Here is a 23,684-nt window from a genome sequence, read left to right as displayed (position 1 = left end):
ACGGAGAACCGTGCGCGATGCAACCGATACCCAGCTTGTTGATTGTCGATGATGATATTTCCGCTATCCGCGTGCTGAGCAAGATCCTGCATGGCCTGGGGCAAATCCGCTTTGCCACCGGCGGTACCCAAGCGTTGAAGATGATTCAGCAGATGCGCCCGGACCTGATCTTGCTCGACGCTGAAATGCCTGATCTGGGCGGCTTTGAAGTGTGTGAGGCGATCAAGGCCGACCCGCTGCTCAAGGATGTGCCGGTCATTTTCATCACCAGCCACACCGAGGCCCGCGTGGAGGAGGCCGGATTGGCGCTGGGCGCGGTAGACTTCATTGGCAAGCCGGTGCAGCCGGCGATTGTCACTGCCCGGGTCAAGACCCACCTGCGCCTGAAAATGGCCATCGACCAGCTCAGCCTGCTGGCTCAGACCGATGGCCTGACCGGCCTGGCCAATCGCCGTTTCCTGGACCAGAACATCGAGCGTGAGTGGTCGCGCGCGCGGCGCAACCAAGAGGCTTTCTCGTTGTTAATGCTCGATATCGATTTCTTCAAGCGCTACAACGACTGTTATGGGCATCTGCAAGGCGATGAATGCCTGATCGCTGTGGCCCATGCCGTAAAGGCGTGCGTGCAGCGCTCTACCGATCTGGTTGCCCGTTATGGTGGCGAAGAGTTTGCCGTGCTTGTTCCAGGCACCGGAGCACAAGGCGCCTGCCAACTCGGCGAAGAGATAGTCCAGCATGTGCGGGCGCAAAACCGTCCGCATGAAACCAGCGACTACGGCCGGGTGACGGTTTCGGTGGGCGTGGCGAGCCTGGAGGCTGGTGCGCTGCCACACGCGCAGTCAGGCGCTACTGGCGCAAAAGGCGCCCCGGTGCTAGCCCAGGCACTGCTGGCCGAAGCCGACCGCGCGTTGTATCAGGCTAAACATGACGGCCGCAATTGCAGCCGCTTTGTGCCGATTCAGTTGGGCCTTTAGACGTTCCGGGCAGCGTGGTCTCAGGTGTGTGCTGTCGGCTGAGCAGCAGGCGCTAGGAGTGCACGCAATGGGTCACGAACTCACCACTCAACCCTGGCGATTCCACCGCATGAATCACTCCGCACTCCAGCGCCTGGTCGGGTTCGAGAATGCGCGGCGCGGCGGTCAGGTACTTTTCTGTTTCCAGGGCCTGTGCTGCCCCTTGAGTGCGTTCGGCGACAATGCGGCAATACAGGTGCATGTCGTGGTCCAGGCTCATGGCGTATTCGGACATTCGCGAGTGGTCCACTGCGCCGTTGAGGTGCCAGTGAAAGGGATGGAACAGAAATTTGCTGTGCGGGCAGGCGGTGCGCCGTTCGCCGGCAAGAAAAATTACGTTGCCCATTGACTCGACCGTACCCAGATTATGGGTATGCACCGGCATCGGCAGGGTCAGTAAAAAGTTGTACAGGGTGAAGCCATAGCTGCATTCGCCGCCCATGGTGGCGATATTGAGAATCAGGCTGGAAGCTTGCTGTTGGGCTGCGAGTGAGGCCTTTTCGATGAGCTGGCCGCAGGTGGTGGAGTTGACCGGGGCGGTGAAGTTGATCACGTGGGTCGCCATGTTCAGCACCTCTTGAACGCTGACGTAAACATAAGGCTTACAGACGGGGTAGGTATCTTGTATCGATACCGGGTGACTTAACTATAGCCGTCGATCGGTAGACAAGCCTTTATGATTCACGGGCGTTATCGTGACGCGCGGATCAGCGCTTGATTGATGCGTTATCAGGAAAAAAACGAGCTGCGTTGCCATCGCCTGCGTTTTTAGAGTCACCCTACAGGGGGCGGTGAGCCCCCTGCTGAAGCCTGGATTCAATCCAGATCGCTGGCCTGATGACGCTCTGGCAACTGGCTGGCTTCTTCCCCCCAGGTCCGGTTGACCCGCTGGCCGCGTTGGACCGCCGGGCGCTGGGCGATAACTTCAGCCCAGCGCTGGACATGCGGGTACTCGTGTGCCGCGAGGAACTCTGCTGCCGAGTACAGATTGCCGCGCACCAGCTGACCGTACCATGGCCAGACCGCGATATCGGCAATGCTGTACTGCTCGCCCGCCAGGAAAGGGCTCTCGGCCAGGCGCCGATTCAGCACATCCAGCTGGCGCTTGGCTTCCATGGTGAAGCGATTGATCGGGTATTCGAGTTTTTCCGGTGCATAAGCGTAGAAATGCCCGAAGCCACCGCCCAGATAAGGCGCCGAGCCCATTTGCCAGAACAGCCAGTTCAGTGTCTCGGCGCGGCCGGCAGGATCGGCCGGAATGAAGTGGCCGAATTTTTCTGCCAGGTACAGCAGGATCGAGCCCGACTCGAACACCCGGATTGGCGGTTCGACACTGCGGTCGAGCAAGGCCGGGATCTTGGAGTTGGGATTGACCTCGACGAAGCCGCTGGAGAACTGCTCGCCCTGATTGATACGGATAAGCCAGGCGTCGTACTCGACCTCGTGGATGCCCAGCGCCAGCAGTTCTTCTAGCAGGATGGTGACCTTGACACCATTGGGCGTGGCCAGCGAGTACAGCTGGAGCGGATGCTGGCCGACCGGCAGGGCCTTGTCATGGGTCGGACCGGCCACCGGACGGTTGATATTGGCGAACTCGCCGCCGGACGGGGCTTCGTGGGTCCATACCTTGGGCGGAACGTATGCAGCCTGGGTCATGCGGATAACCTCCTGGAGCGATGCAGCGCCCTTTGCCGGGCGCAAAACCAAAATGTTCAGGGTCAGGATCAAACCGTATGGCGGTCTGGACAGACGCGCATCATGACCCAGATCCCCTCCCGATTGCAGGCCCAATTGGCGATACAGATATTAAGGCAGACGACCCAAGGCAGCCGGCTATGTCTTGTTGAAATGAATAATTCGTTGCGCCTGACCTGTATACAGGCTGAATACAATTTCGTCGAAAATGCTGTTCCGCCGAGCTCATCTGCCTGTAAAAACAACGCGCTCAAAGAGACCGATCGATGACCCGCCATTGTGCACCGGCGTTACGGGCCGGCGAGCAGGGCAGGGGCTTTGCCGTGGTTGCCGACGAGGTGCGCAGCCTGGCCACTCACTCGCAGGGGCTGACCGGCAAGATGCACAACACCATCGAGCGGTTGCGCCTGGAAGTCGACAACGCGGCGCAGCGCATGCAAGCCATCCATGTCAGCGCCGAAGACGTCATGTGCGAAGTACGCCTGGCTGTCGGGGCATTCGAAGCAATCACCCAAGGCATGGGCGAGACCGTCCAGCACAACGTGCAGATCGCTACTGCAGCCGCACAGCAGACCAGCGTGGTCGAGAGCGTCGAGCGCAACACCCGGCAGATTCGTACCTTGAGTGCATCGACCGCCGAATCTGCCGGTCATATGGTCACCGCCAGCAACGAAGTGGCCGAGTCATCGCGTGAGCTGCACCGGTTGGTCGGAGCGTTCGGTATGTAACCCGGCCTCTTCAGCGCGACTCCCGAACCTGGCCTTTACTGTCTGCAAGCTGTCTGGCTGCGAGGCCGGGAGTAAACTCGTCTTGCTGGATGCGACGGATGAAATCATAATGCAAATCAATCTTATCTACCTTGCCGGTCGTCGCAGGTTGTTGATTTGTCAGGCGATCACCGTGCAAGCCGTCTTGGCCCTGTTGTCCGGAGGTGCTGTACATGCGAAAACGCGACACTCGATGGAGCCGCCTGTCAGCCCATTTAGCGGGCACGTTGCTGGCCTTAAGCTGCAGCGTTACGGCCTTTGCTCAAGATCCGGCGCAAGAAAAATTCAAGGTGGTCACCACCTTCACGGTGATCGCCGACATGGCGCGCAATGTCGCCGGTGATGCCGCTACGGTCGAGTCGATCACCAAGCCCGGTGCCGAGATCCACAACTATTCGCCAACCCCTGGCGACCTGCGTCGGGCTCAGGGCGCGCAGTTGATTCTGTGGAACGGCCTGAATCTTGAGTTGTGGTTCCAGAAGTTTTTCCAGAACCTCAAGGATGTGCCCAGTGTGACGGTTTCCGACGGCGTGCAGCCGATGAGCATCGGTGAAGGGCCTTACACCGGCAAGCCCAACCCCCATGCCTGGATGTCCTCGGCCAATGCGCAGATCTACGTCGATAACATCCGCGATGCGCTGGTCAAATACGACCCGGCCAATGCCGACACCTATCGTCGCAATGCCGAGACTTACAAGGCCAGCATTCAGGCCACGGTCGCGCCGCTGCACGCCCAGCTTGAGCAGATTGCCCCGCAGCAGCGCTGGCTGGTCACCAGCGAAGGCGCGTTCTCCTATCTGGCTCGCGATCTGGGCCTCAAAGAGCTGTACCTGTGGCCGATCAACGCCGATCAACAGGGCACGCCGCAACAAGTGCGCAACGTCATCGATCAGGTCAAGGCGCAGCAGATTCCGGCGGTGTTCAGTGAGAGCACTGTGTCGGACAAACCGGCTCGCCAGGTTGCCCGCGAGACCGGGGCGCATTACGGTGGAGTGCTTTATGTTGATTCGCTCAGTGAGCCTGATGGCCCGGTGCCGACGTATCTCGATCTGCTGCGCGTGACCACCGACACCCTGACCAAAGGCCTGCAGGCCGGGCTGAGCCATGACTGAATCGACCGCCGTAGCGGACCCGGCCCCGCAGCACTGGGGTATTGAGGTGACCGATGTCACGGTCACCTATCGCAATGGACACACGGCATTACACGATGCCAGCTTTCGCATTCCAGCTGGCACCATCACCGCACTGGTCGGCGTCAATGGTGCTGGCAAGTCCACTTTGTTCAAGGCCTTGATGGGCTTTGTCAGGCTGGCCAAGGGCGAGATCCGGGTCATGGGGCTGCCGGTGGCCCAGGTGCTCAAGCGCAATATGGTGGCTTATGTGCCGCAGGCCGAGGAGGTCGACTGGACCTTTCCGGTGCTGGTCGAAGATGTGGTGATGATGGGCCGCTACGGTCACATGGGCATGCTGCGCATCCCGCGCAAGGCCGATCGGCTGGCCGTCGAAGCAGCACTGGCGCGGGTCGACATGACCCGCCTGGCCAAGCGTCAGATCGGCGAGTTGTCCGGTGGCCAGAAAAAACGCGTGTTCCTTGCCCGTGCGCTGGCTCAGGACAGCAAGGTGATCCTGCTCGACGAACCGTTCACCGGGGTGGACGTCAAGACCGAAGACCAGATCATCACGCTGTTGCGTGAGCTGCGTGACGAAGGCCGGGTGATGCTGGTTTCTACCCACAACCTGGGCTCGGTGCCTGAGTTCTGCGACCGCACCGTGCTGGTCAAGAACACGGTACTGGCCTACGGCCTGACCGAAGAGGTGTTTGTTCAGGACAATCTGGAACAGGCGTTCGGTGGTGTATTACGCCACTTCATGATCAATCCGGCGGTGGGCGATCCGGGGCATCGGGTCGGAATCTTCACCGACGACGAACGGCCGCTGGTGATTCGCGATGGCATCGCTACCCGCCGTGAACCGCGAGAGCCGCAGTCGTGATCGCCGGGCTGCTGGAACCCTTCGCCTATGAGTACATGCGCAACGCCATGTGGGTCGCGGCCCTGGTCGGCGGTGTGTGTGCGTTTCTGTCCTGTTACCTGATGCTGCGCGGCTGGTCGCTGATCGGCGATGCGCTGTCGCACTCGATCGTGCCCGGTGTGGCCGGTGCCTACATGATCGGTCTGCCGTTCTCGATCGGCGCGTTCTTCGCTGGCGGCCTGGCCGCAGCAGTGATGCTGTTTCTCAACCAGCGCAGCAAGCTCAAGGAAGATGTGATCATCGGCCTGATCTTCACCTCGTTCTTCGGCCTGGGCCTGTTCATGGTCTCGCTATCGCCCACCTCCGTGAACATCCAGACCATCGTGCAGGGCAATATTCTGGCGATTACGCCGGGCGATACGGTGCAACTGGTGTTGATTGGCGTGATCTCGCTGGTGATTCTCACCGCCAAATGGAAAGACCTGATGGTCACCTTTTTCGATGAAAACCACGCCCGCTCGATTGGCCTGAACCCGACCCTGCTCAAGGGTATCTTCTTCACCCTGTTGTCAGCCTGCACGGTGGCGGCATTGCAGACCGTGGGGGCGTTTCTGGTGATCTGCATGGTCATCACCCCCGGCGCCACGGCCTACCTGCTGACCGACCGCTTCGAGCGGCTGCTGATCATTGCGGTGAGCATCGGTGCGCTGACCAGCTTTGCCGGTGCCTATCTGAGCTACTTTGTCGACGGCGCCACCGGCGGGATCATCGTGGTGCTGCAGACCCTGATCTTCCTCAGCGCCTTTTTCCTCGCGCCCAAACACGGCATGCTGGCGGCGCGGCGACGCGGCAAGGCGGCTCTGGACGTGCAGCCATGAGCCTGCTGGAAACCTTGCTCAGCCCCTTTGAGTTCGACTTCATGGTCAACGCACTGATCGTCGCGGTGCTGGTCTCGCTGCCGATGGCGCTGCTGTCGTGCTTCATGGTCCTGCGCGGTTGGGCGTTGATGGGCGATGCGGTGTCCCACGCAGTGTTTCCGGGGGTGGTGATCGCCTACATCATCAATATTCCCTACGCCGTGGGCGCCTTCGTGGCGGGGATGTTCTGCGCCATCAGTTCGGGCTTTCTCAAGGACAACAGCCGCATCAAACAGGACACGGTGATGGGCGTGGTGTACTCCGGGATGTTTGGTCTGGGGCTGGTGCTCTATGTGAAGATCGAGTCTGCCGTGCATCTGGACCACATTCTGTTCGGCGACATCCTCGGGGTGGGGCTGGACGACATCCTCGGCTCAGCGTTGATCGCCGCGTTGACCATGCTGGTCATCGGCCTTAAGTGGAAAGACCTGCTGCTGCATGCCTTCGATCCGGCGCATGCCCAGGCGGTGGGCCTGCGGGTGCGCTGGCTGCATTATGGACTGCTGAGTCTGATTTCCCTGACCATCGTCGGTGCGCTCAAGGCGGCGGGGATCATCCTGGCGATTGCCTTGTTGATCGCGCCGGGAGCGATTGCCCTGCTACTGACCCGCACCTTCAGGGCCATGCTGCTGGTGGCCATGCTGATTTCAGTGCTGGCAGCGTTCTTCGGAGTGTACCTGGCGTTCTTCCTCGACAGCGCCCCGGCGCCGACCATCGTGATGTTTTATACCGTGCTGTTTATCGGCGCGTTTATCCGGGTTAGCGTGCAACAGCGTTTCGTTACGACTGAACACTCAAGCAACTGAAGTTTCTTCAGTTGCTGTTGCCTTTGCCTTTGCCTTTGATCTTTGAGTAGAGATGGCACAGACGACGCAAATCGCGACTTGGGCGCTGGCCGAGGGTAGGCGTCGATTCGGGGGCGAAACCGGCAGCCCAGACAACCGCGACAATGACCCATGCACAAAACGCAAGACCAATTCGCGGCTAAAGCCGCTCCTACGGCGGTGAGTCATCTACTATTGACTCGACCGTTCATCGGTGGTCAGATGCCGCCCAGTTTCAGGTGTCCCATGCCGCCGTGCATGGGGTGAAACGGGAAGCCGGTGCGTCACTCAGATGACCAGTCCGGCGCTGCCCCCGCAACGGTAGGCGAGCGAAACCTTCTATATACCACTGTGCTACAGCCTCACAGGCTGCATGGGAAGGTGAAGGTTTCATGATCCTCGCAAGCCCGGAGACCGGCCTGCAACTTTAGTTTGGCAACCCCGCGGTGGGCGGGCGCAGGCCGGTATTCGGGTGCGTCTGCGTGCCTGATTCCCTATGCGTTATTCCCCTCCGGGTTCATCTTTCCTCATCGAGTTGGAATAGCATGTCCCGTTTTTCTCCCTTGCAGCTCAGTCTGCTGCCGCTGCTGGCACTTTCGCCTATCGTCGTTTCTCCTGTGGCCCTGGCCGAGCAACCCGGCAGCCTGGCGTTGCCTGCGACCACGGTCAACGACCTGGCCGACCAGCCAGCCAGCACCCTGAGCACGCCGCTGCCGACGGCTTCGCGGCTCAACCTGACGCCACTGCAAACGCCGGCCAGCGTTACCCGGATCGACAGCGCCGCGATCGAGCAGCGTAACAATCAGAGTGTCCAGGACGCAGTGACCCGCGCACCGGGTATCACCAGCATTGCCGCACCGGGCAATGGCAATACCGCACTGTCGGCGCGCGGTTTTACCGGGCACGAATCGGTAATGACCCTGTTTGACGGCTCACGCTTCTACACCGGCATGGGCACCCAGACCTTTCCGGTGGACACCTGGATGGTCGAGCACATCGATGTGCTGCGCGGCCCGGCGTCGGTGCTGTATGGCGAAGGTGCGACCGGGGCGACGGTGAACATCGTGCCGAAGAAGCCCTTCGAGGGCGAGATCCGCAACCGCCTGCGCCTGGGTTATGGCTCATACGATCGTCAGCAGGCGGCACTGGACAGTGGCGGCTCGCTGAGCGACAGCCTGAGCTATCGCCTGACCCTCAACCAGCAACAGAGCAATGGCTGGGTCGATCACGGCGATTCGCGCAGCAATGCGCTAAGCCTGGCCGTGCGCTGGCAGGCCAGCGATGACCTGAGCTTTACCCTGGCCCATGATCGCGGCAACAGCGAACCTTCGTCATACTTCGGCACGCCACTGATCGACGGCCACTACCGCGACAGCCTGCGCGACGAGAACTACAACCTGCGTAACACCGTGCAGCGTTACGACGATCAGTGGACACGCCTGACCACCGACTGGACGCTCAGCGACTCAATCAGCGCCAGCAACCAGCTGTACTACATCAAGAGCCGCCGTCACTGGCGCAATGCTGAAATCTACAGCTGGGACCGTACACGCGGCCAACTGCTGCGCGGCGACTACCTGGAAATCAAGCACGACCAGGAACAGATCGGCGACCGCCAGAGCTTTACTTTCAAGCACTCGCTGTTCGGCCTGGACAGCCAGACCGTGGTGGGCGCCGAGTACAACAAGATCCGCTTCGAGCTCGATAACAACTCGCCGTACAACGATGTTGGCGGCGACTACATCGACCCATGGCAAGCGGCTGACGGCTACTTCCAGAGCAACTCGCCGTTCCGGCCGCTGGCCAACACCGTCACCCACACCTTCGCCCTGTTTGCCGAAAACCGCCTGCAACTGTCCGAGCGCTGGTCGCTGGTCACCGGCATCCGCCGCGACCAGAACCACATCGATCGTGACGACCTGCGTGCCGGCACCCGCAGCGACCGTAGCCTCGATGGCGGCAACTGGCGTGCCGGGCTGGTGTTTGCGGTCACCGACCAACTGTCGTTGTACGGCCAGTATTCCACCAGTGAGGACGGCATCAGCAACCTGATCACCCTCAACCCGACCCAGCAGCAGATGGACCTGACTGAGGCGAAACAGACCGAGTTCGGCCTCAAGCAGCAGTTCTGGGACGGGCAGGGCGAATGGACCCTGGCGGCCTACCACATCGTCAAGAAGAAGCTGTTGTCGGTCGATCCGCTGACCCGCCTCAGCCAGCAGGTCGGCCAACAGACCTCCAATGGCCTGGAAGCCAGTCTCGACCTGAGCCTGGCGCAGGGCTGGCAGGTCTCGGCCAATGCCTCGGTGGTACGCGCCAAATACGATGATTTTGACGAAGTCTCCAACGGCCAGAGCGTATCGCGGGCTGGCAACCGTCCCACCGACGTGCCACGGCGCAGCGCCAACCTGTGGCTGAACAAGGCGGTCAGCGACAATGTGGATGCAGGGATTGGGTTGCGCTATGTCGATGCCCGTTATGCCAACGCTGCCAATACCACTCAGGTGCCGGGTTACACGGTGGTGGATGCCAACCTCGGCTGGCAGGCATTGCCAGACGTGCGTCTGGGGCTGCAACTGTATAACCTGCTGGATCGCCGCTACGTGGTGACCGGGCAGAACAGCGGTCAGCAATGGCTGATGGGCCAGCCTCGTTCGTTGTTTGTTAGTGCTGACTACCGTTTCTGACCGCCATTGGCGCTGGCGGCCCACCGCCAGCGCCCCGACTGGAATCCTTTATGGCGTATCTGAACATCCAGCAACTTGAATGGGCGCGCGCCGCTGGCTTCGCCTTGCACGGCATTGACCTGCAGGTCGGTGAGCACGAGTTCGTCGGCCTGATCGGTCCCAACGGCAGCGGCAAGACCAGCCTGTTGCGCTGTGCCTGGCGCTTCAGCCAGCCGGATGCCGGCCAGGTGCTGCTTGACGGCCAGAATCTCTGGCAGCAGACCCAGCGCTGGAGCGCCCGGCGCATCGCGGTGATGCAGCAGGAATTCCCGGAGGATTTCGGCCTCAGCGTGCAGGATGTGGTGGCCATGGGGCGTGCGCCGCACAAAGGCTTGTTACAAGGTGACAACGTCGAGGACCTGGCGCTGATCGACCAGGCCCTGCAACGCAGCGGCATGCAGCTGCATGCAACGCGCACCTTTGCCAGCCTGTCCGGTGGTGAAAAGCAGCGGGTGCTGCTGGCCCGCGCGCTGGTGCAACAGCCACAACTGCTGATTCTCGACGAGCCGACCAACCACCTCGACCCACGCTATCAACTGGAGCTGCTGCAGTTGCTGCGCCGCCTGCGGCTCAGCACCCTGGCCAGCTTTCATGACCTGAACCTGGCCGCAGCCTTCTGTGATCGCCTCTACGTGCTGCATGACGGCCAACTGGCGGCCAGCGGCACGCCTGCGCAAGTGCTGACCCCGCAATTGCTGCGCGAAGTGTTCGGTGTCCAAGCCCTGGTCGACAGTCACCCGCTGGCCGACCACCCGCGTATTACCTGGATAACCCAAGCATGATCCGTATCCTGTTGTTACTTACCCTGGCCGTCAGCCATGCGGCTCAGGCCAGTGAATACCCGTTGACCGTGCGCAGTTGCGAGCGCGAGGTCACCTTCGAGCGCGCGCCACAGCGTGCCGTCAGTCATGACGTGAACATGACTGACATGCTGCTGGCGCTGGGCCTGCGTGAGCGGATGGTCGGCTACACCGGCATCAGCGGCTGGAAAACCCTCGACCCGTCGCTGCGCGAGCAACTCGCTGGGCTGCCTGAACTGGCCGCCCGTTATCCGTCGCCGGAGAACCTGCTCGAAGCCGGTGCCGACCTGTTTTTCGCCGGCTGGAATTACGGCATGCGCATCAACGGCCCGGTCACCCCGCAAAGCCTGGCGCCGTTTGGTATCCCGGTTTATGAACTCAGCGAATCCTGCTCGTTTGTCATGCAGCAGCGCGAGGCGCGCTTCGAAGACCTGTACCGCGACCTGAGCAACCTGGGGAAAATCTTTTCCGTCGAAGACCGCGCGCAACAATTGATTGGACAGATGCAGCAGCGCCTGCAACAGGTCCATCAACATGTGGCCGCGCAAGCCCAGCGGCCGCGGGTGTTTCTCTACGACAGCGGCGAAGACCGGCCACTGACCTCCGGACGACTGGGCATGCCGCAAGCGCTGATCGACAGCGCCGGTGGCCACAATGTCATGGCTGAGCTGGCCGCCAGCTGGACCAGCGTCAACTGGGAAAGCGTGGTGGAGCGCGATCCGCAACTGATCGTCATCGTCGATTACGGCCCCATCGGCTGGCAGGCCAAACGCGACTTCCTGCTGCGTCACCCGGCGCTGCAAAGTGTCGAGGCGATTCGCAAACAGCGTTTCGTCGTGCTCAGCTACCTGCAAGCCACGCCTTCACTGCACAACGCCGAAGCGGTGGAGAAACTCGCCGCCGCGCTGTATCCGCAGCTGTTCAGCCAGAGCACGCGGTGAAGCCGGTGACCGCACGGATTGCCTATCGTGCCCTGATTCTCGGGCTGCTGGCGCTGCTCACGCTGTCGTGCGTACTGGCGCTTGGTTTCGGTTCGGCCAGCCTGTCGCCGACCCAGGTCGGCGGCATCGTCCTGGATCAACTGGGCTTTTCGGTAAACGGCAACTGGAGCCAGGGACAACAGCAGATCGTCTGGCTGATTCGCGCTCCACGGGTATTGCTCGGCGCGCTGGTCGGCGCCGGGCTGGCGATGGTCGGCAGTGCCCTGCAAGCGGTCACCCGCAACCCGCTGGCCGACCCGCATCTGTTGGGCGTCAGCTCCGGCGCGGCGCTGGGCGCGGTGGTGGTGGTGATGTACCTGGTACGCTTTGCCGGTGACCTGAGCCTGCCACTGGCCGCTTTTATCGGCGCGCTGGGCAGCATGCTGCTGGTGCTGAACCTGGCCAACCGCCAAGGCCGGCTGGCCAGCGACCGGTTGCTGCTGGCCGGGGTGGCGGTGTCGTTTGTCTTGATGGCGCTGGTCAATCTGTTGCTGTACATCGGCGACCCGCACGCGGCCGGTTCGGTGATGTTCTGGATGCTCGGCGGCCTGGGCCTGGCACGTTGGGAGCTGCTGGCGGTACCGGCGATATGCGTCCTGGCGGGGTTTGTGCTTCTGTTGACCCTCGCCCGGCCGCTCAATGCCCTGATAAGCGGTGAACAAACCGCAGTCAGTCTCGGCTACGACACACGCAAAGTGCGCTGGCAGGTATTTGTCTGCTGCTCGTTACTGACCGGTGTGCTGGTCTCGCAAGCCGGCGCGATCGGCTTCGTCGGTCTGATGCTGCCGCACCTGGCGCGCTACCTGGTCGGTGCCGAACACCGCCGGCTGATTCCCGTCAGTGCCTTGCTGGGCGCCTTGTTCCTGGTCTGGGTCGACGTCGCCGCACGCACATTGATCGCCCCCCAGGACCTGCCGATCGGCATCGCCACCGCAGCGTTGGGCGGAGTGTTTTTCGTGGTGTTATTGCGCAGGGGCTAAAGCCTGCCGGTGTTCCGGTTGCCAACGAAGACGGCGGCGCGTTCACGGCAGATGTAGTGTTGTTACTGGCCTCTTCGTCGGAGTGCCGTCCAGACCAAGGTCACTCCCATCGGGGGTATACAGTACCTAAGTGACCAGTGTTGCGGTTAAAACCGCTCCTGCGACGCCGCAGCCAACTGCGGCACCATCAGCAGCTGAATCTCCACCCGCCGATTGAGCGGGCTGGCCGGATCGATCCCCGGCCTGGGCCGCGAATCACCATAACCGGCCACCACCACCCGCAACGCCTGGCGCGCATCAAGTGCGGCTACCAGACGCTTGCGCGCCTCCCGGGCGCGCGCCGCCGAAAGCGTGAAGTTATCGTCATACACCGTACAAAACCGCCGGATATCGGTCACCGCCCGACTCACCGGCACGTTATCGGTATGCCCCTCAACCTGCACCTGCGCCTGGGCATTGTCCTGCATAAAGCGTGCGATCCGTGTGCCCAGCCGGACCAACACCGCCTCAGTGGCCGGGGTCACACAGGCACTGCCACGGGCAAACGCATCATCGGGCAGCGTCAGACGTCGGCTGGCCAGATCAATATCCACCAACGCCGACTGACCGTGCTGGGCCAGATCGGCCTGCAATTGAGCCAGCAGATTATCCAGCCCCTTGCTGCGTGCAGCTTCCTGCAACTGCCGTTCGGCCTGGCTGGCGGCCTCGGCGGCCTTGTTCTGCAGCACCGAGACCACCAGCATCAGCATGATCACCGCCATCACCCCGGCCATCAGGTCGGAGATGGACACCCACTCGTTGGGTTTGTCTTTCATGCTGTTATGCAAGCTCAGTGGATTCAGGATGTTTGGGGGTGCGCCGGGCCACAGGCTTGTTCAGTTCGGCAAGCATCTGCCCGGCTGACTCGGTCGCCGCATGCAGGGTCGTGTGCACGCTGGCGATGCCTTCCAGCGTGGATTCCAGATGGGTTTCCTGGGCGACGCTGGAGGTGTTGAGGGCATCGAGCCGCTGAGTGATGTCCCGGGTGCCGTGCAGCAGCGCATCGAGTTGCCGGGCGACCGACTCACCACGCTGATCGAGGCTGGCCAACGACAGGTTGCTCTCGCGTACCTGATTGATGAATTCGGTCACCTGCGTGAGCAGGTGATCGTCGCGCTCCTGAGCCAGGTCAATCAATCGGGCATTGAAGATCTTCAGCTCGCTCAGTTGCCCGGCACTGGACTCGGCACGTTGATCGAGGCTGTCCAGCCACAGGTTGCCTTTCTCGTTCAGCGCAGCGAGGTTCGCCAGTTGCCTGGCTTGCTCGGCATAGTGCTGCCGGGTTTGTTCAGTGTGGCGCAGTTGTTCGAGCTTGAGCCCGTCAAGTTGTCCGAAACCGGTCTCGATGCGTTGATCGAGGCTGGTCAGCAGACGATTGCTGACACTGGCGAGGGTAATCAGTCGTTTATTCAGCGACTCGGACTGCTCGCGGGTTTCGCTGGCCAGGGTCGCTTGCAAATTCATCAGCTTGGCGAAGGCGTCGGTCAGCAACGCCGATTGCTGGTTCATGGTCTGCACCAGGCGCTCGCCAACCCGCTCTTGTGTGTCGCGGCTTTGCAGGTCGCGGCGCTCGTTGTCGGCGCGCTGGTCACGGCGGCTTAGCTCCATTTCCAGCTTCATCTGCCGCACGCACCAATCAACCCGGCGGCTATCGGCCGACCAGCGCGATGCTTCCCAGAGTTTCAAAACGATGAACGCAATGATGCCCCAGGTGGAGGTTTTGAACTTCGAACCGAGGTCTTTCATCATGCCGGTCAGTTGCGCCAGCGAATCACTCATGGCATTGAGCGAATCACCGCTGCCTTGCAACACGCCGGAAGCCTTGTCCAGCGCCATGCCCAGGCCGAGAAAGGTGCCCAGCAAGCCAAAAATCAGCAGCAGGCCTGGCATGTTGGCGACGATGCGTTCGGGCAATGACGCCAGGGCGTGGCTAAGTTCGCTGATCGAGCCGTGCTCAAGATCCAGTGCGCCTTGCTGTGCTCCGCCGGTCCAGTTGTGTTGCCAGGTTTGCTCGCGGCCGAAAAACTCCGCGGCCACCAGTGAAACCAGCATGCTGCCGATGATCAGGGTAAAGAAGGTCAGTTCCAGCCCGCTGTCAGCAGACGGTAGCAAAAAATGCAGAAAATCCCCGCTCATACGCCCACCTCAGCGGTGCGCAGATCAACGGGTGGGGTGTGTTCGGGATGAAACGGGAGAGTGTGCAACTGCACTGCAGAGGTCCTTGTCCGCGTGAACAAACCCGGCCTGGGTAGCCGGGAGTCAGTCATGACTGATAAGGCGCTATCGGCTGGCGGACGCCAATCTTTAGCCGCTGCGTGGCAAGTGGCGGCGCGGTGGTAACCGGCCGCCTTTAGCCAGTGTCAGCCAAACACCTCGCCACCCAGCTGGAAGGCAACCCAGATTGCCAGCCCGGTGGCAAAGCCCAGCGCGATGTTCTCGAACCAGTTGTTACGGTATTGCTTGTCGAGCAGCGACTTCTGGTTGGACATGATCAACAGGCCCAGCGAGATGATCGGCAGGCCGACGATGTTCAGCGCGTTGACGCCCAGGGTCAGGGTCACGAAGTCCGGCATGCCGGGCAGCGACCAGACGATCGGGGTCACCAGGATGAACAGCATGAACCACTTGTGCATCGGGTCCTGATGAAATTCCTTGCCGTACTTTTCACGGCGCTCAGGACGGATGTGCTGGAATGCGTCGGTGATCAGCATCGGAAAGGCCGTGGTCTTGCCCGCAATGCTGGCAAACAAGGTGGCGAACACCCCGACGAAGAACACATACCAGCCTGCCGGGCCGAAGAACATTTCCAGTGCTTTGCCCAGATCGCCCAGCGTGCTGACCTGCAGGCCATTAGGACGCAGGATCTCCACGCCAACGACCCAGATCGCCAGGTTAATCACAATACCGACGATGACCGCGAACAACAGGTCGTTGCGCTGCATGCGCTTGTGCTCCGGCCCCGTCCAGCCTTTTTCGCGCATCACGTACGGATGCACGAAGTTGGCGATGGAGCCGGCCACCGCACCAATTACCGAAACCGCCACCAGCACGGCGCCATGCACGCCCTGGTCTGGTGGAATGCTGAAGCCGATGGTGCCCTTGAGAATGCCGCCCAGATCGGGGCCGGACATCACGGCCAGCGCCAGGAAGGCCAGGGTCATGATTGCCAGCAGGACTTTCATCACGCCTTCAATCAGGCTGTAGACGTTGCGCCCGACCAGCAACCAGACCGCGATAATTACGGCCACCGAGCACAGCAATGGCTGGTTGATATTGAGCAACATCGCCAATGCCTCACCGGCCCCTTTGATCATGTAGGCATTGATCAGATGGCCCATGAGCAAGGCATAACCCAGCATGAACCAGGCAAACAGGGGATGCAGTTGGGCGTAGCCCTCAAGGATGGTCATGCCCTGGTTATTGCAGAGCTGGAAGCGCGCAATGATGTTGACGATCAGAAAACGCAACAGCAGCGACACCGCGAGTACCCACATCATGGCGTAGCCGTAGTTGGCGCCCGCGACCGATGAAGTGATCAGATCGCCAGCACCCAGCCAGGACAACACGGCGATGATGCCTGGCCCCAGTAGTTTGGTCATGCGTTTGAGTAGCGGTTGTGCAGCGTCGGCGGATTTGGCTGTGACAGATCGACTGTTCGCCATGGTGAAAGTCTCCGATTGTTATTGTAGTGGGACGAGATGCAGTCAAGCACAACATAGGATGTCGTACAACTTGGCAAGTTCCCATGGTGCCTTGAAGCGGTGCTTTTTAGGGGGTGATGAACACGCAGAGGCTTGTGCTTCAAGGGCTTCTACAGAACCTGCGGCCCTGTACCGTTGGTCGGTTATACGATCAGCGAAGAAAGAGATGGGCTTTTGCCATCTCGCTCTGATCACGACTTTAGTGATGATTTGAAAAGCAATTTATTTATTGTTTCAACTTGTTTTGCCGTGCTGTTTTCGGTCTTTTAATGCCGTATATGCGGTGTCTTAGAGTGGGCTAGATAAGTGTTTCCAGTGTTTATTGATGCGAGTTGTTTGCAGGTTGAGCCATGGTTTAAATATTTAACAACATCCTAAAATACTCGCTAACCCTTGTTTTGGCTGGTTTTTTATTCACGGGTATATTCTCGGCTGCATTGTGCTTAACCGCACTTTTGCTGCCGGAATGCCAATGCCTTATCGCGCAAAGTTGTGCCTTGTTTATCTGGAAATTGCCGAGCTCGCCATCAGCGAACGTAGTTTCGTGGGCGAAGACGTGCGTTTCTGCGCCGAGTTCGAAGCGCTGGAGCAGGAAATTGCCAAGGCGCAGTCGCTGCATGCCGGGCAACGAGTCGACTGGCTGCTGGTCCTGGAGCGCAGCGAAGCATTGTTGCGCAACCAGTCCAAAGACTTGCGGGTGGCGGTCTGGTTGACCTGGGCCTTGTACCAGCGCGAATCCTTTGTCGGCCTGCTGGCCGGGATAGGCATGCTTGAGCAGCTCTGTAGCCGCCACTGGGCGAGCGTGCATCCCCTCAAACCGCGGACCCGCTGTGCAGCCATCAACTGGCTGTTGAACCGCCTCGACCCGTTGCTGGGAGACAAGATCGCAGTGGGCGAACAGCTTGAGCTGTTCCGCCGTTTACTGACCTTGCTCGAAGCACTTGATCGGCTGTTCAGCGAGCAACTCGGTACTGCCGCGCCGCTGCTGTTACCGCTGTGTCGGCGTCTGGCGGCAATGATTCAGCGTGCGCAAGACAACCGTCCGGCCGTCGGTGTGGTCGAGGCGGTGACCACCCAGGTCCGTCAGGCCGCCAGCCAGTGGCTGGCACCAAGCGCCGAGGTCAGCAGCCACAAGCAGGCGCAGCAGTCCCTGCGCAACCTGCAAGAGCAGGCCGGGCCACTGTGCCGCTGGTGGTTGCAGAGCAAGGCTTGCGATTTTCGCGCCGTACATCTGAGCCGCAGCCTGTTGTGGCTGCCGGTGCAGACACTGCCAGAGCGTAACGGTGAGGTCACCGCAGTACGCGGCCTGGCCGCTGAGCAGCTCGCCGATTATCACAAGCGCTTCGCCGACGGAGGCTACGCCGATCTGTTGATTGACCTGGAGCACAGCCTGAGCCAGGCGCCGTTCTGGCTCGACGGGCAGCGCATGGTCTGGCAGTGCCTTGAGCAACTGAACGCCGATCTTGCGATGCGCGCCGTCGAATTGCATCTGGCTTTGCTGTTGCAACGCTTACCCGCGTTGGCGCAGTTGCGCTTTCAAGACGGCAGGCCATTTGTCGACCCGGCTACCAGCCTCTGGATCACCCAATACGTCGCTGTCCATCTGCAACAGGCGCCCCTTGCGACAGTCGTCGAACCCGCCGAAGCAGACCTGCGACCGGCCTGGGAGCCGGCCCTGGAAACGGCCGTAACACGACTGGCCAAGGACGGCCTGAAGGTCGCCGGGCAGCCGCTCAAGGCCGGGCTGACCGGCGCGACCTGTGGCCGCGAGCGATTTTTCTGGCAGTTGAGCCTGGCCCGGCTGTGTTTCGCCGCGCAGCAGTATGAGTTGGCGCGCATTCAGCTCGAGGGTCTCGACCAGCTTTTGCTACAGGCTCAGCAGGCCGGTTGGGAGCCACAACTGCAACTTCAGGTCCTGCACCTGCTGCACAACTGCTGCGAGCGCTTGCCGCAGAACAACGCCGTGCGCGAGCGCAAGGAAGAGATTTTTCGCAGGCTGTGCCACCTCGATCCCGAGGTGGTGCTCGAACAGGCCCAAGGGCCGCAAACCCCAGGAGAAACAGCATGGCCAAAGACGCCTCGGTAGCCCCCAAGGAACGCATCAACATCACCTTCAAACCTGCCACCGGAGGTGCTCAGGAAGAGCTCGAACTGCCGCTCAAACTGCTGGCCCTGGGCGATTACACCTGTCGCCCTGACCCACGCAAGCTTGAAGAACGCAAACCCATCTCCATCGACAAGCACAACTTTGACGAGGTGCTGGCCAAGCAGGAGCTGTGTCTGAACCTCAGCGTGGCTAACCGCCTGCAGGATGACGAGGCCACCGATGAACTGGCACTGAGCCTGAGCGTGCGCTCGATGAACGACTTCAACCCCGCCAGCCTGGTCGACCAGGTGCCGCAGTTGCGCAAGCTGATGGACTTGCGCGATGCGCTGGTCGCGCTCAAGGGGCCGCTGGGCAATGCGCCGGCGTTCCGCAAGGCCATTGAAGATGTGCTGAGCGACGAACCTTCGCGCAACCGCGTGCTGCAAGAACTGGGTATCAGCCCTGAAACCTCGCCCGCCCAGTAAGCCCATTGCCAAGGAAAGCCGCTAGATGAATACCCAGACTGCAACCCGTAACCCGTCCGGTGACCAGCACGACAGCCTGCTGGACAGCATCATCGCCCAGACCCGCCTGAATCCCGAAGACGAAGCCTGGGGTATTGCCCGGCGCGGCGTGTCGGCGTTCATCGCCGAACTGCTTAAACCGCACAACAGCGCCGAACCGGTGAAGAAAGCCCTGGCCGACCGGATGATCGCCGAGATCGATGCGCGGCTCAGCCAGCAAGTCGACCAGATTCTCCACCACCCCGATTTTCAGGCACTGGAGTCCGCCTGGCGCGGCCTCAAGCTGCTGGTCGAGCGCACGGACTTTCGCGAGAACATCAAGATCGAAATCCTCAATGTCTCGCGCCAGGACCTGCTGGAAGACTTCGAAGACTCTGCCGAGGTGATGCAGTCGGGCTTGTACAAGCACGTGTACACCGCCGAATACGGGCAGTTCGGTGGCCAGCCGGTGGCGGCAATGATTGCCAACTACTATCTGTCGCCCAGCGCCCCGGATATCAAACTGATGCAGTACGTGGCCAGTGTGGCCTGCATGGCCCATGCGCCGTTCATTGCGGCCACCGGCCCCGGGTTTTTCGGCCTGGAAAGCTTTACCGGCTTGCCCGATCTCAAAGACCTGCGTGATCACTTTGAAGGGCCGCAGTTCGCCAAATGGCAGAGCCTGCGCCAGTCCGAGGATGCCCGTTACCTTGGCCTTACCCTGCCGCGCTTTCTGCTGCGCAACCCTTACGATCCGGAAGAAAACCCGGTCAAGTCGTTCGTCTACCGCGAAACCGTCGCCGCGAGCCACGAGCACTATCTGTGGGGCAACACGGCGTATGCCTTCGCCACCCGGCTGACCGACAGCTTTGCGCGGTTTCGCTGGTGCCCGAACATCATCGGCCCGCAGAGCGGCGGCGCAGTAGAAGACTTGCCGCTGCACCATTTCCAGAGCATGGGCGAAATCGAGACCAAGATCCCCACGGAAGTGCTGGTCTCCGACCGTCGTGAATTCGAGCTGGCCGAGGAGGGCTTCATCGCTCTGACCATGCGCAAGGGCAGCGATAACGCGGCGTTCTTTTCTGCCAGTTCGGTGCAGAAGCCCAAGTTCTTCGGCAACAGCGCCGAGGGCAAGAACGCTGAGCTGAACTACAAGCTGGGCACGCAACTGCCGTACATGATGATCGTCAACCGGCTGGCGCATTACCTCAAGGTGCTGCAGCGCGAGCAGCTTGGATCATGGAAAGAGCGTTCCGATCTTGAGCTGGAACTCAACAAGTGGATTCGCCAGTACATCGCCGACCAGGAAAACCCCGGTGCCGAAGTCCGTGGCCGGCGCCCGCTGCGTGCCGCGCAGATCAGCGTCAGTGACGTCGAGGGCGAGCCGGGCTGGTATCGGGTGAGCCTCAACGTGCGCCCGCATTTCAAATACATGGGCGCTGATTTCACCTTGTCGCTGGTCGGCAAACTGGACAAGGACGTCAGCCAGTGACCGGCTACGGCAGCCTGTTCGAACGCCTGGGGGGCGAAGCCGCCCGGCGCTGCGGCATGAGTCATGAGGCGGCGGTAACAGACTCGGTGGCCAGCCATCTGCAACGCATGCTCGGCACCCGTGCCGGCAGCGTGCAGATTCGCGCTGACTACGGGCTGCCGGACCTCAATAACCTGCACTTGAGCCTGTACGACGCGCTGAGCCAGGCGCGCGCAGCCATCGAAGCGTTTATCACGGCCCATGAGCCACGGCTGGCAGAGGTCAGGGTCATCCCGCTGCCAGCTCAGGGTGACCCGCTGCGCCTGGCCTTTGCGCTCGAGGCGCTACTGGTCGCGGCCGGCGTAAGGCGCCCGCTGCGGTGGCAGGTGCGGCTCCAGGCTGGTGGTCAGGTGTGCGTCGAATCATGAACTGCCCAGGTGACTGACCTTGTCTTTCGATCATTTCTACCAGAGTGAGCTCAGTGCCTTGCGCCAGCTGGGCCGGCGCTTTGCCGAGCGCAGTCCGGCGCTGGCGCCCTGGCTGGGGCAACCGGGCAGCGACCCGGACGTTGAGCGGCTGCTTGAAGGCTTTGCCTTTCTCACCGGGCGGCTGCGGCACAAGCTTGACGACGAACTGCCCGAGCTTACCCATTCGCTGATCCACCTGTTGTGGCCCAACTACATGCGGCCGTTGCCGGCGTTCAGCATCGTGCAGTTCGAAGCGCTGGCGCAGGCCGGCCCCGGTCAATTGGTGGCCCGCGATACAGAGCTGGAAAGCCGTGAGGTGGAGGGCGTGCGTTGCCGTTTTCGCACCTGCTACGCCACCCGGTTACACGCTCTGCAAACCAGCGGCCTGGAGTTCTCGGTAAAGGGGGAGGGCGCGTTGCTCAGCTTGCACCTGAGCATGACCGCTGACGGTCACCTTGGCCAATTGCAACTGGCTAACCTGCGTCTGCACCTGGCGGGCGAGCGCTACATCAGCCAGATGCTGTACCTGAGCCTGCTGCGTCATCTGGATGAGCTGTGCCTGGTGCCGCTGGATCTGCACGGCAAACCGGCTTGTGACGTCAATGGCAGCCCGCTGAGTTTCAAGCTGTCTGCCGACTGCGTCCAGCCGGTAGGCTTTGCAGAGGACCAGGCGTTGATTCCCTATCCTCTGAACACCTTTCGCGGCTACCGCTTCTTGCAGGAGTACTTTGCCTTTGAGGACAAGTTTCTGTTTGTCGATATCAATGGCCTCGACGTGCTGGGCAGCCTGCCGGAACAGACCCTGAAAAACCTGCGCGGCCTGGAACTGCGCATGGATATCCGCAGCAAGGCGATCGAGCACCTGCGTCCGACCCTGGACAACATCAAGCTCTATTGCACCCCCATCGTCAACCTGTTTTGCCAGGACGCGTTGCCGATCCGCTTCGACCAGCGCCAGGACGAATACCTGTTGTTGCCCGGCAGCCGAGGCTCGGCAACGTGCGGTGTGTATTCGGTCGACTCGGTGACGGGCTGGAACAGTGGCGGGCTGGATTACCGGACCTACGTGCCGTTCGAGTCCTTCGAACATGATCCGAGTTTTGACGTTGCCCAGGGCCGGCCACATTACAGCCTGCGCCAGCGGCCATCGGCGCTGCACGAGGGGCTGGAGACCTGGTTGAGTTTTGCGGTGGCTGGTCGGGGCGGCGATGAAACCGTATCCGTGCAACTGACCTGCACCAACCAGAACCTGCCACGCCAGCTCAAGGTCGGTGAGATTGACCAGCCTTGCGAGAACAGTCCGGGTTTCATCCGCTTTCGCAACATCGTCCCGGCCACCGCCAGTCATGCGCCGCCGTTGAGCCGTGGATTTCTCTGGAAGCTGATCAGCAACATGTCGCTCAACTATCTGTCGCTGGCCAACGTCGAGGCGCTCAAAGTCATCCTGCAAACCTATGACTGGCCGCGTTACCACGACCCGCATGCCGAGAAAGTCAGCCGTCGTCGGCTCGATGGCTTGCAGGCGGTGCGCCATGAAGCGGTCGACCGGATGCACGGCGCTCTGCCGCTGCGTGGCCTGCGCACCGAACTGAGCATCGACGCGCGTCACTACATCGCAGATGGCGACCTGTATCTGTTCGGCTCGGTACTCAATGAGTTTTTCGCGCTCTACGCCAGCCTCAATTCCTTTCACGAGCTGCAAGTCAGCACCACACAGGGAGACGTGTATCAATGGACGCCACGCATGGGTCAGCAGCCCCTGCTCTGAGCGGGCTGTGCAGCGCAATCCGCGAGTACTCGCTGTTTCAGGCGGTACGCCAGATCATTACCCGGCTGGCTGAGCAACACCCTGAACTGGACGACGATGAGCTTTACGAGCTGCTGGAGTTCCAGGCCAACCCGAGCCTGGGGTTTCCGGTCAGTGACGTGGAGCGGGTCGAGTTTTTTACCGAGCATGGCCGGTTACGTGCCCGCCTGCGCCTGAACCTGCTCGGCCTGTGTGGTTCTGCCTCACCGTTACCGGCCTTCTATGCCGAGCAGGCACTGCGCGACGGCTGCGAGGGTGAGCGAACCCGGCTGTTTCTCGATCTTTTCCACCATCGTTTGCAGCGGCTGCTGCTGCCGGTATGGACCAAATACCGATACCACGCCAGCTTCAGGAGTGGGGCCGATGACCGCTTTTCGCAGCGGCTGTTTGCGCTGATTGGCCTGGGCGGCGAGACGATTCGCCAGTCTCGGCACCTGAACTGGAAGCGCCTGCTGCCCTATCTGGGGCTGCTCAGCCTGCGCGCCCATTCGGCGGCGTTGATCGAGGCGGTGTTGCGCTACTACTTCAAGCATCCGCTTTTGCACATTGAGCAGTGTGTCGAGCGCCGGGTCACGGTGCACCAGCAGCAACGCAACCGTTTGGGGGCAGACAATTGCCGCCTGGGCAACGACCTGATTGTCGGCCATCGGGTGCGCGATGGTGGCGGCAAATTCCGCATTCATGTCTGCCAGCTCGACTGGCAAGGCTTCCACGACTTTCTACCGATCGGCAGTGGCTTTGCGCCGCTGTGCGCGCTGGTGCGTTTCACGCTGCGTGACCCACTCGACTACGACATCCGCCTGCAACTGCGCCACGAGCAGATTCGTGAATTGCGCATTGGCGAGCAGAACCCCTGCCGGCTGGGCTGGACCAGCTGGCTGGGCGCTGACCAGGCGGATGGTCTGGTCACGCTGGGCAACCGGACTCACTAAAGGAC

At 61.2% G+C, this 23,684-nt stretch carries 22 protein-coding genes, 1 pseudogene and 1 riboswitch; of the genes and pseudogenes, 17 read left to right on the top strand and 6 right to left on the bottom strand.

The annotated features are described in order from the left end of the window. The first annotated feature begins 17 nt into the window (after positions 1–17). Positions 18–974 (top strand): GGDEF domain-containing response regulator, encoded by a 957-nt coding sequence (locus NJC40_RS23290; RefSeq protein WP_253142483.1) that lies wholly within the window; start codon positions 18–20, stop codon positions 972–974. A gap of 52 nt (positions 975–1,026) precedes the next feature. Here NJC40_RS23290 and NJC40_RS23285 read toward each other — a convergent pair whose 3' ends face one another. Together NJC40_RS23285 and yghU are read right to left on the bottom strand one after the other, a co-directional pair. Further along, the gene (locus tag NJC40_RS23285; RefSeq protein WP_045492330.1) at positions 1,027–1,578 is read right to left on the bottom strand and encodes an ATP-dependent Clp protease proteolytic subunit; all 552 of its coding nucleotides are present in this window, start codon (positions 1,576–1,578) and stop codon (positions 1,027–1,029) included. Positions 1,579–1,829: 251 nt separating this feature from the next. Next, positions 1,830–2,669, bottom strand: coding sequence for a glutathione-dependent disulfide-bond oxidoreductase (gene yghU / locus NJC40_RS23280; RefSeq protein ID WP_045492329.1), 840 nt, complete (start codon positions 2,667–2,669; stop codon positions 1,830–1,832). A gap of 102 nt (positions 2,670–2,771) precedes the next feature. Between yghU and NJC40_RS23275 the strand changes: the two genes are divergently transcribed. Continuing rightward, the gene (locus NJC40_RS23275) at positions 2,772–2,978 is read left to right on the top strand and encodes a hypothetical protein (RefSeq protein ID WP_253142482.1); all 207 of its coding nucleotides are present in this window, start codon (positions 2,772–2,774) and stop codon (positions 2,976–2,978) included. 17 nt (positions 2,979–2,995) lie between these two features. Further along, a pseudogene (locus tag NJC40_RS23270) lies at positions 2,996–3,436 on the top strand (methyl-accepting chemotaxis protein); the annotation flags it as partial. A 10-nt stretch (positions 3,437–3,446) separates the two neighbouring features. Here the strand turns inward: NJC40_RS23270 and NJC40_RS23265 are convergent. After that, positions 3,447–3,650: a DUF1073 domain-containing protein gene (locus NJC40_RS23265; RefSeq protein ID WP_253142480.1), complete on the bottom strand. Its 204-nt coding sequence runs from the start codon at positions 3,648–3,650 to the stop codon at positions 3,447–3,449. On the opposite strand from NJC40_RS23265, the gene NJC40_RS23260 reads away from it, so the two are divergent. From NJC40_RS23260 to NJC40_RS23225, 8 genes are all read left to right on the top strand, one after another. Beyond that, on the top strand, positions 3,649–4,587 hold the full coding sequence (locus tag NJC40_RS23260; RefSeq protein WP_253142479.1) for a metal ABC transporter substrate-binding protein: 939 nt from the start codon (positions 3,649–3,651) through the stop codon (positions 4,585–4,587). The genes NJC40_RS23265 and NJC40_RS23260 overlap by 2 nt on opposite strands. After that, the gene (locus NJC40_RS23255; protein WP_253142478.1) at positions 4,580–5,467 is read left to right on the top strand and encodes a manganese/iron ABC transporter ATP-binding protein; all 888 of its coding nucleotides are present in this window, start codon (positions 4,580–4,582) and stop codon (positions 5,465–5,467) included. The genes NJC40_RS23260 and NJC40_RS23255 overlap by 8 nt, the downstream gene beginning before the upstream one ends. Then, positions 5,464–6,324 carry a metal ABC transporter permease gene (locus NJC40_RS23250; RefSeq protein ID WP_363321697.1) on the top strand — a complete coding sequence of 287 codons (861 nt, stop codon included), beginning with the start codon at positions 5,464–5,466 and terminating at the stop codon, positions 6,322–6,324. The genes NJC40_RS23255 and NJC40_RS23250 overlap by 4 nt, the downstream gene beginning before the upstream one ends. Further along, the gene (locus NJC40_RS23245) at positions 6,321–7,169 is read left to right on the top strand and encodes a metal ABC transporter permease (RefSeq protein ID WP_253142477.1); all 849 of its coding nucleotides are present in this window, start codon (positions 6,321–6,323) and stop codon (positions 7,167–7,169) included. Before NJC40_RS23250 ends, NJC40_RS23245 begins: the two co-directional genes overlap by 4 nt. Before the next feature lie 238 nt (positions 7,170–7,407). After that, positions 7,408–7,624: riboswitch (cobalamin riboswitch) on the top strand. A gap of 108 nt (positions 7,625–7,732) precedes the next feature. Next, on the top strand, positions 7,733–9,874 hold the full coding sequence (locus NJC40_RS23240; protein ID WP_253142476.1) for a TonB-dependent receptor: 2,142 nt from the start codon (positions 7,733–7,735) through the stop codon (positions 9,872–9,874). Between the two features lie 50 nt (positions 9,875–9,924). Next, positions 9,925–10,695, top strand: coding sequence for an ABC transporter ATP-binding protein (locus NJC40_RS23235; protein WP_253142475.1), 771 nt, complete (start codon positions 9,925–9,927; stop codon positions 10,693–10,695). Next, positions 10,692–11,654 carry an ABC transporter substrate-binding protein gene (locus NJC40_RS23230; RefSeq protein ID WP_492180416.1) on the top strand — a complete coding sequence of 321 codons (963 nt, stop codon included), beginning with the start codon at positions 10,692–10,694 and terminating at the stop codon, positions 11,652–11,654. The genes NJC40_RS23235 and NJC40_RS23230 overlap by 4 nt, the downstream gene beginning before the upstream one ends. Next, the gene (locus NJC40_RS23225; protein WP_253142474.1) at positions 11,651–12,673 is read left to right on the top strand and encodes a FecCD family ABC transporter permease; all 1,023 of its coding nucleotides are present in this window, start codon (positions 11,651–11,653) and stop codon (positions 12,671–12,673) included. Before NJC40_RS23230 ends, NJC40_RS23225 begins: the two co-directional genes overlap by 4 nt. Positions 12,674–12,819: 146 nt before the next feature. Here the strand turns inward: NJC40_RS23225 and NJC40_RS23220 are convergent, their stop codons facing one another. The 3 genes from NJC40_RS23220 to NJC40_RS23210 all read right to left on the bottom strand — a co-directional run bounded on the left by NJC40_RS23220 (position 12,820) and on the right by NJC40_RS23210 (position 16,374). Continuing rightward, complete coding sequence (locus NJC40_RS23220; protein ID WP_253142473.1) at positions 12,820–13,488, bottom strand: OmpA/MotB family protein; 669 nt, start codon at positions 13,486–13,488, stop codon at positions 12,820–12,822. A 4-nt stretch (positions 13,489–13,492) separates the two neighbouring features. Continuing rightward, the gene (locus NJC40_RS23215) at positions 13,493–14,848 is read right to left on the bottom strand and encodes a coiled-coil domain-containing protein (protein WP_253142472.1); all 1,356 of its coding nucleotides are present in this window, start codon (positions 14,846–14,848) and stop codon (positions 13,493–13,495) included. A gap of 224 nt (positions 14,849–15,072) precedes the next feature. After that, positions 15,073–16,374 (bottom strand): Nramp family divalent metal transporter, encoded by a 1,302-nt coding sequence (locus NJC40_RS23210; protein WP_045492306.1) that lies wholly within the window; start codon positions 16,372–16,374, stop codon positions 15,073–15,075. Between the two features lie 511 nt (positions 16,375–16,885). On the opposite strand from NJC40_RS23210, the gene tssA reads away from it, so the two are divergent. Genes tssA through tssG form a run of 6 tightly spaced genes read left to right on the top strand, consistent with a single transcriptional unit; the run spans position 16,886 to position 23,679 of the window. Next, on the top strand, positions 16,886–18,499 hold the full coding sequence (gene tssA, locus NJC40_RS23205; protein WP_253142471.1) for a type VI secretion system protein TssA: 1,614 nt from the start codon (positions 16,886–16,888) through the stop codon (positions 18,497–18,499). Next, entirely contained in the window at positions 18,478–18,984 is a 507-nt protein-coding gene (gene tssB, locus NJC40_RS23200; protein ID WP_045492302.1) for a type VI secretion system contractile sheath small subunit, read from the top strand. Before tssA ends, tssB begins: the two co-directional genes overlap by 22 nt. 25 nt (positions 18,985–19,009) lie before the next feature. After that, complete coding sequence (tssC, locus tag NJC40_RS23195) at positions 19,010–20,494, top strand: type VI secretion system contractile sheath large subunit (RefSeq protein ID WP_253115954.1); 1,485 nt, start codon at positions 19,010–19,012, stop codon at positions 20,492–20,494. Then, a complete protein-coding gene (gene tssE, locus NJC40_RS23190) occupies positions 20,491–20,901 on the top strand; it encodes a type VI secretion system baseplate subunit TssE (RefSeq protein ID WP_253142470.1) in 411 nt (136 codons plus the stop codon). Before tssC ends, tssE begins: the two co-directional genes overlap by 4 nt. A 19-nt stretch (positions 20,902–20,920) precedes the next feature. Then, the gene (gene tssF / locus NJC40_RS23185; protein ID WP_045492296.1) at positions 20,921–22,708 is read left to right on the top strand and encodes a type VI secretion system baseplate subunit TssF; all 1,788 of its coding nucleotides are present in this window, start codon (positions 20,921–20,923) and stop codon (positions 22,706–22,708) included. Next, positions 22,672–23,679: a type VI secretion system baseplate subunit TssG gene (gene tssG / locus NJC40_RS23180; RefSeq protein WP_253142469.1), complete on the top strand. Its 1,008-nt coding sequence runs from the start codon at positions 22,672–22,674 to the stop codon at positions 23,677–23,679. The genes tssF and tssG overlap by 37 nt, the downstream gene beginning before the upstream one ends. The last annotated feature ends 5 nt before the right edge of the window (positions 23,680–23,684 follow it).

Origin of the sequence: Pseudomonas sp. 21LCFQ02, assembly GCF_024129895.2 — a bacterium.
Lineage (GTDB): Bacteria > Pseudomonadota > Gammaproteobacteria > Pseudomonadales > Pseudomonadaceae > Aquipseudomonas.
The sequence above is the reverse complement of the archived record's forward strand: the minus strand, read 5'-3'. Positions and strand labels throughout refer to the sequence as shown.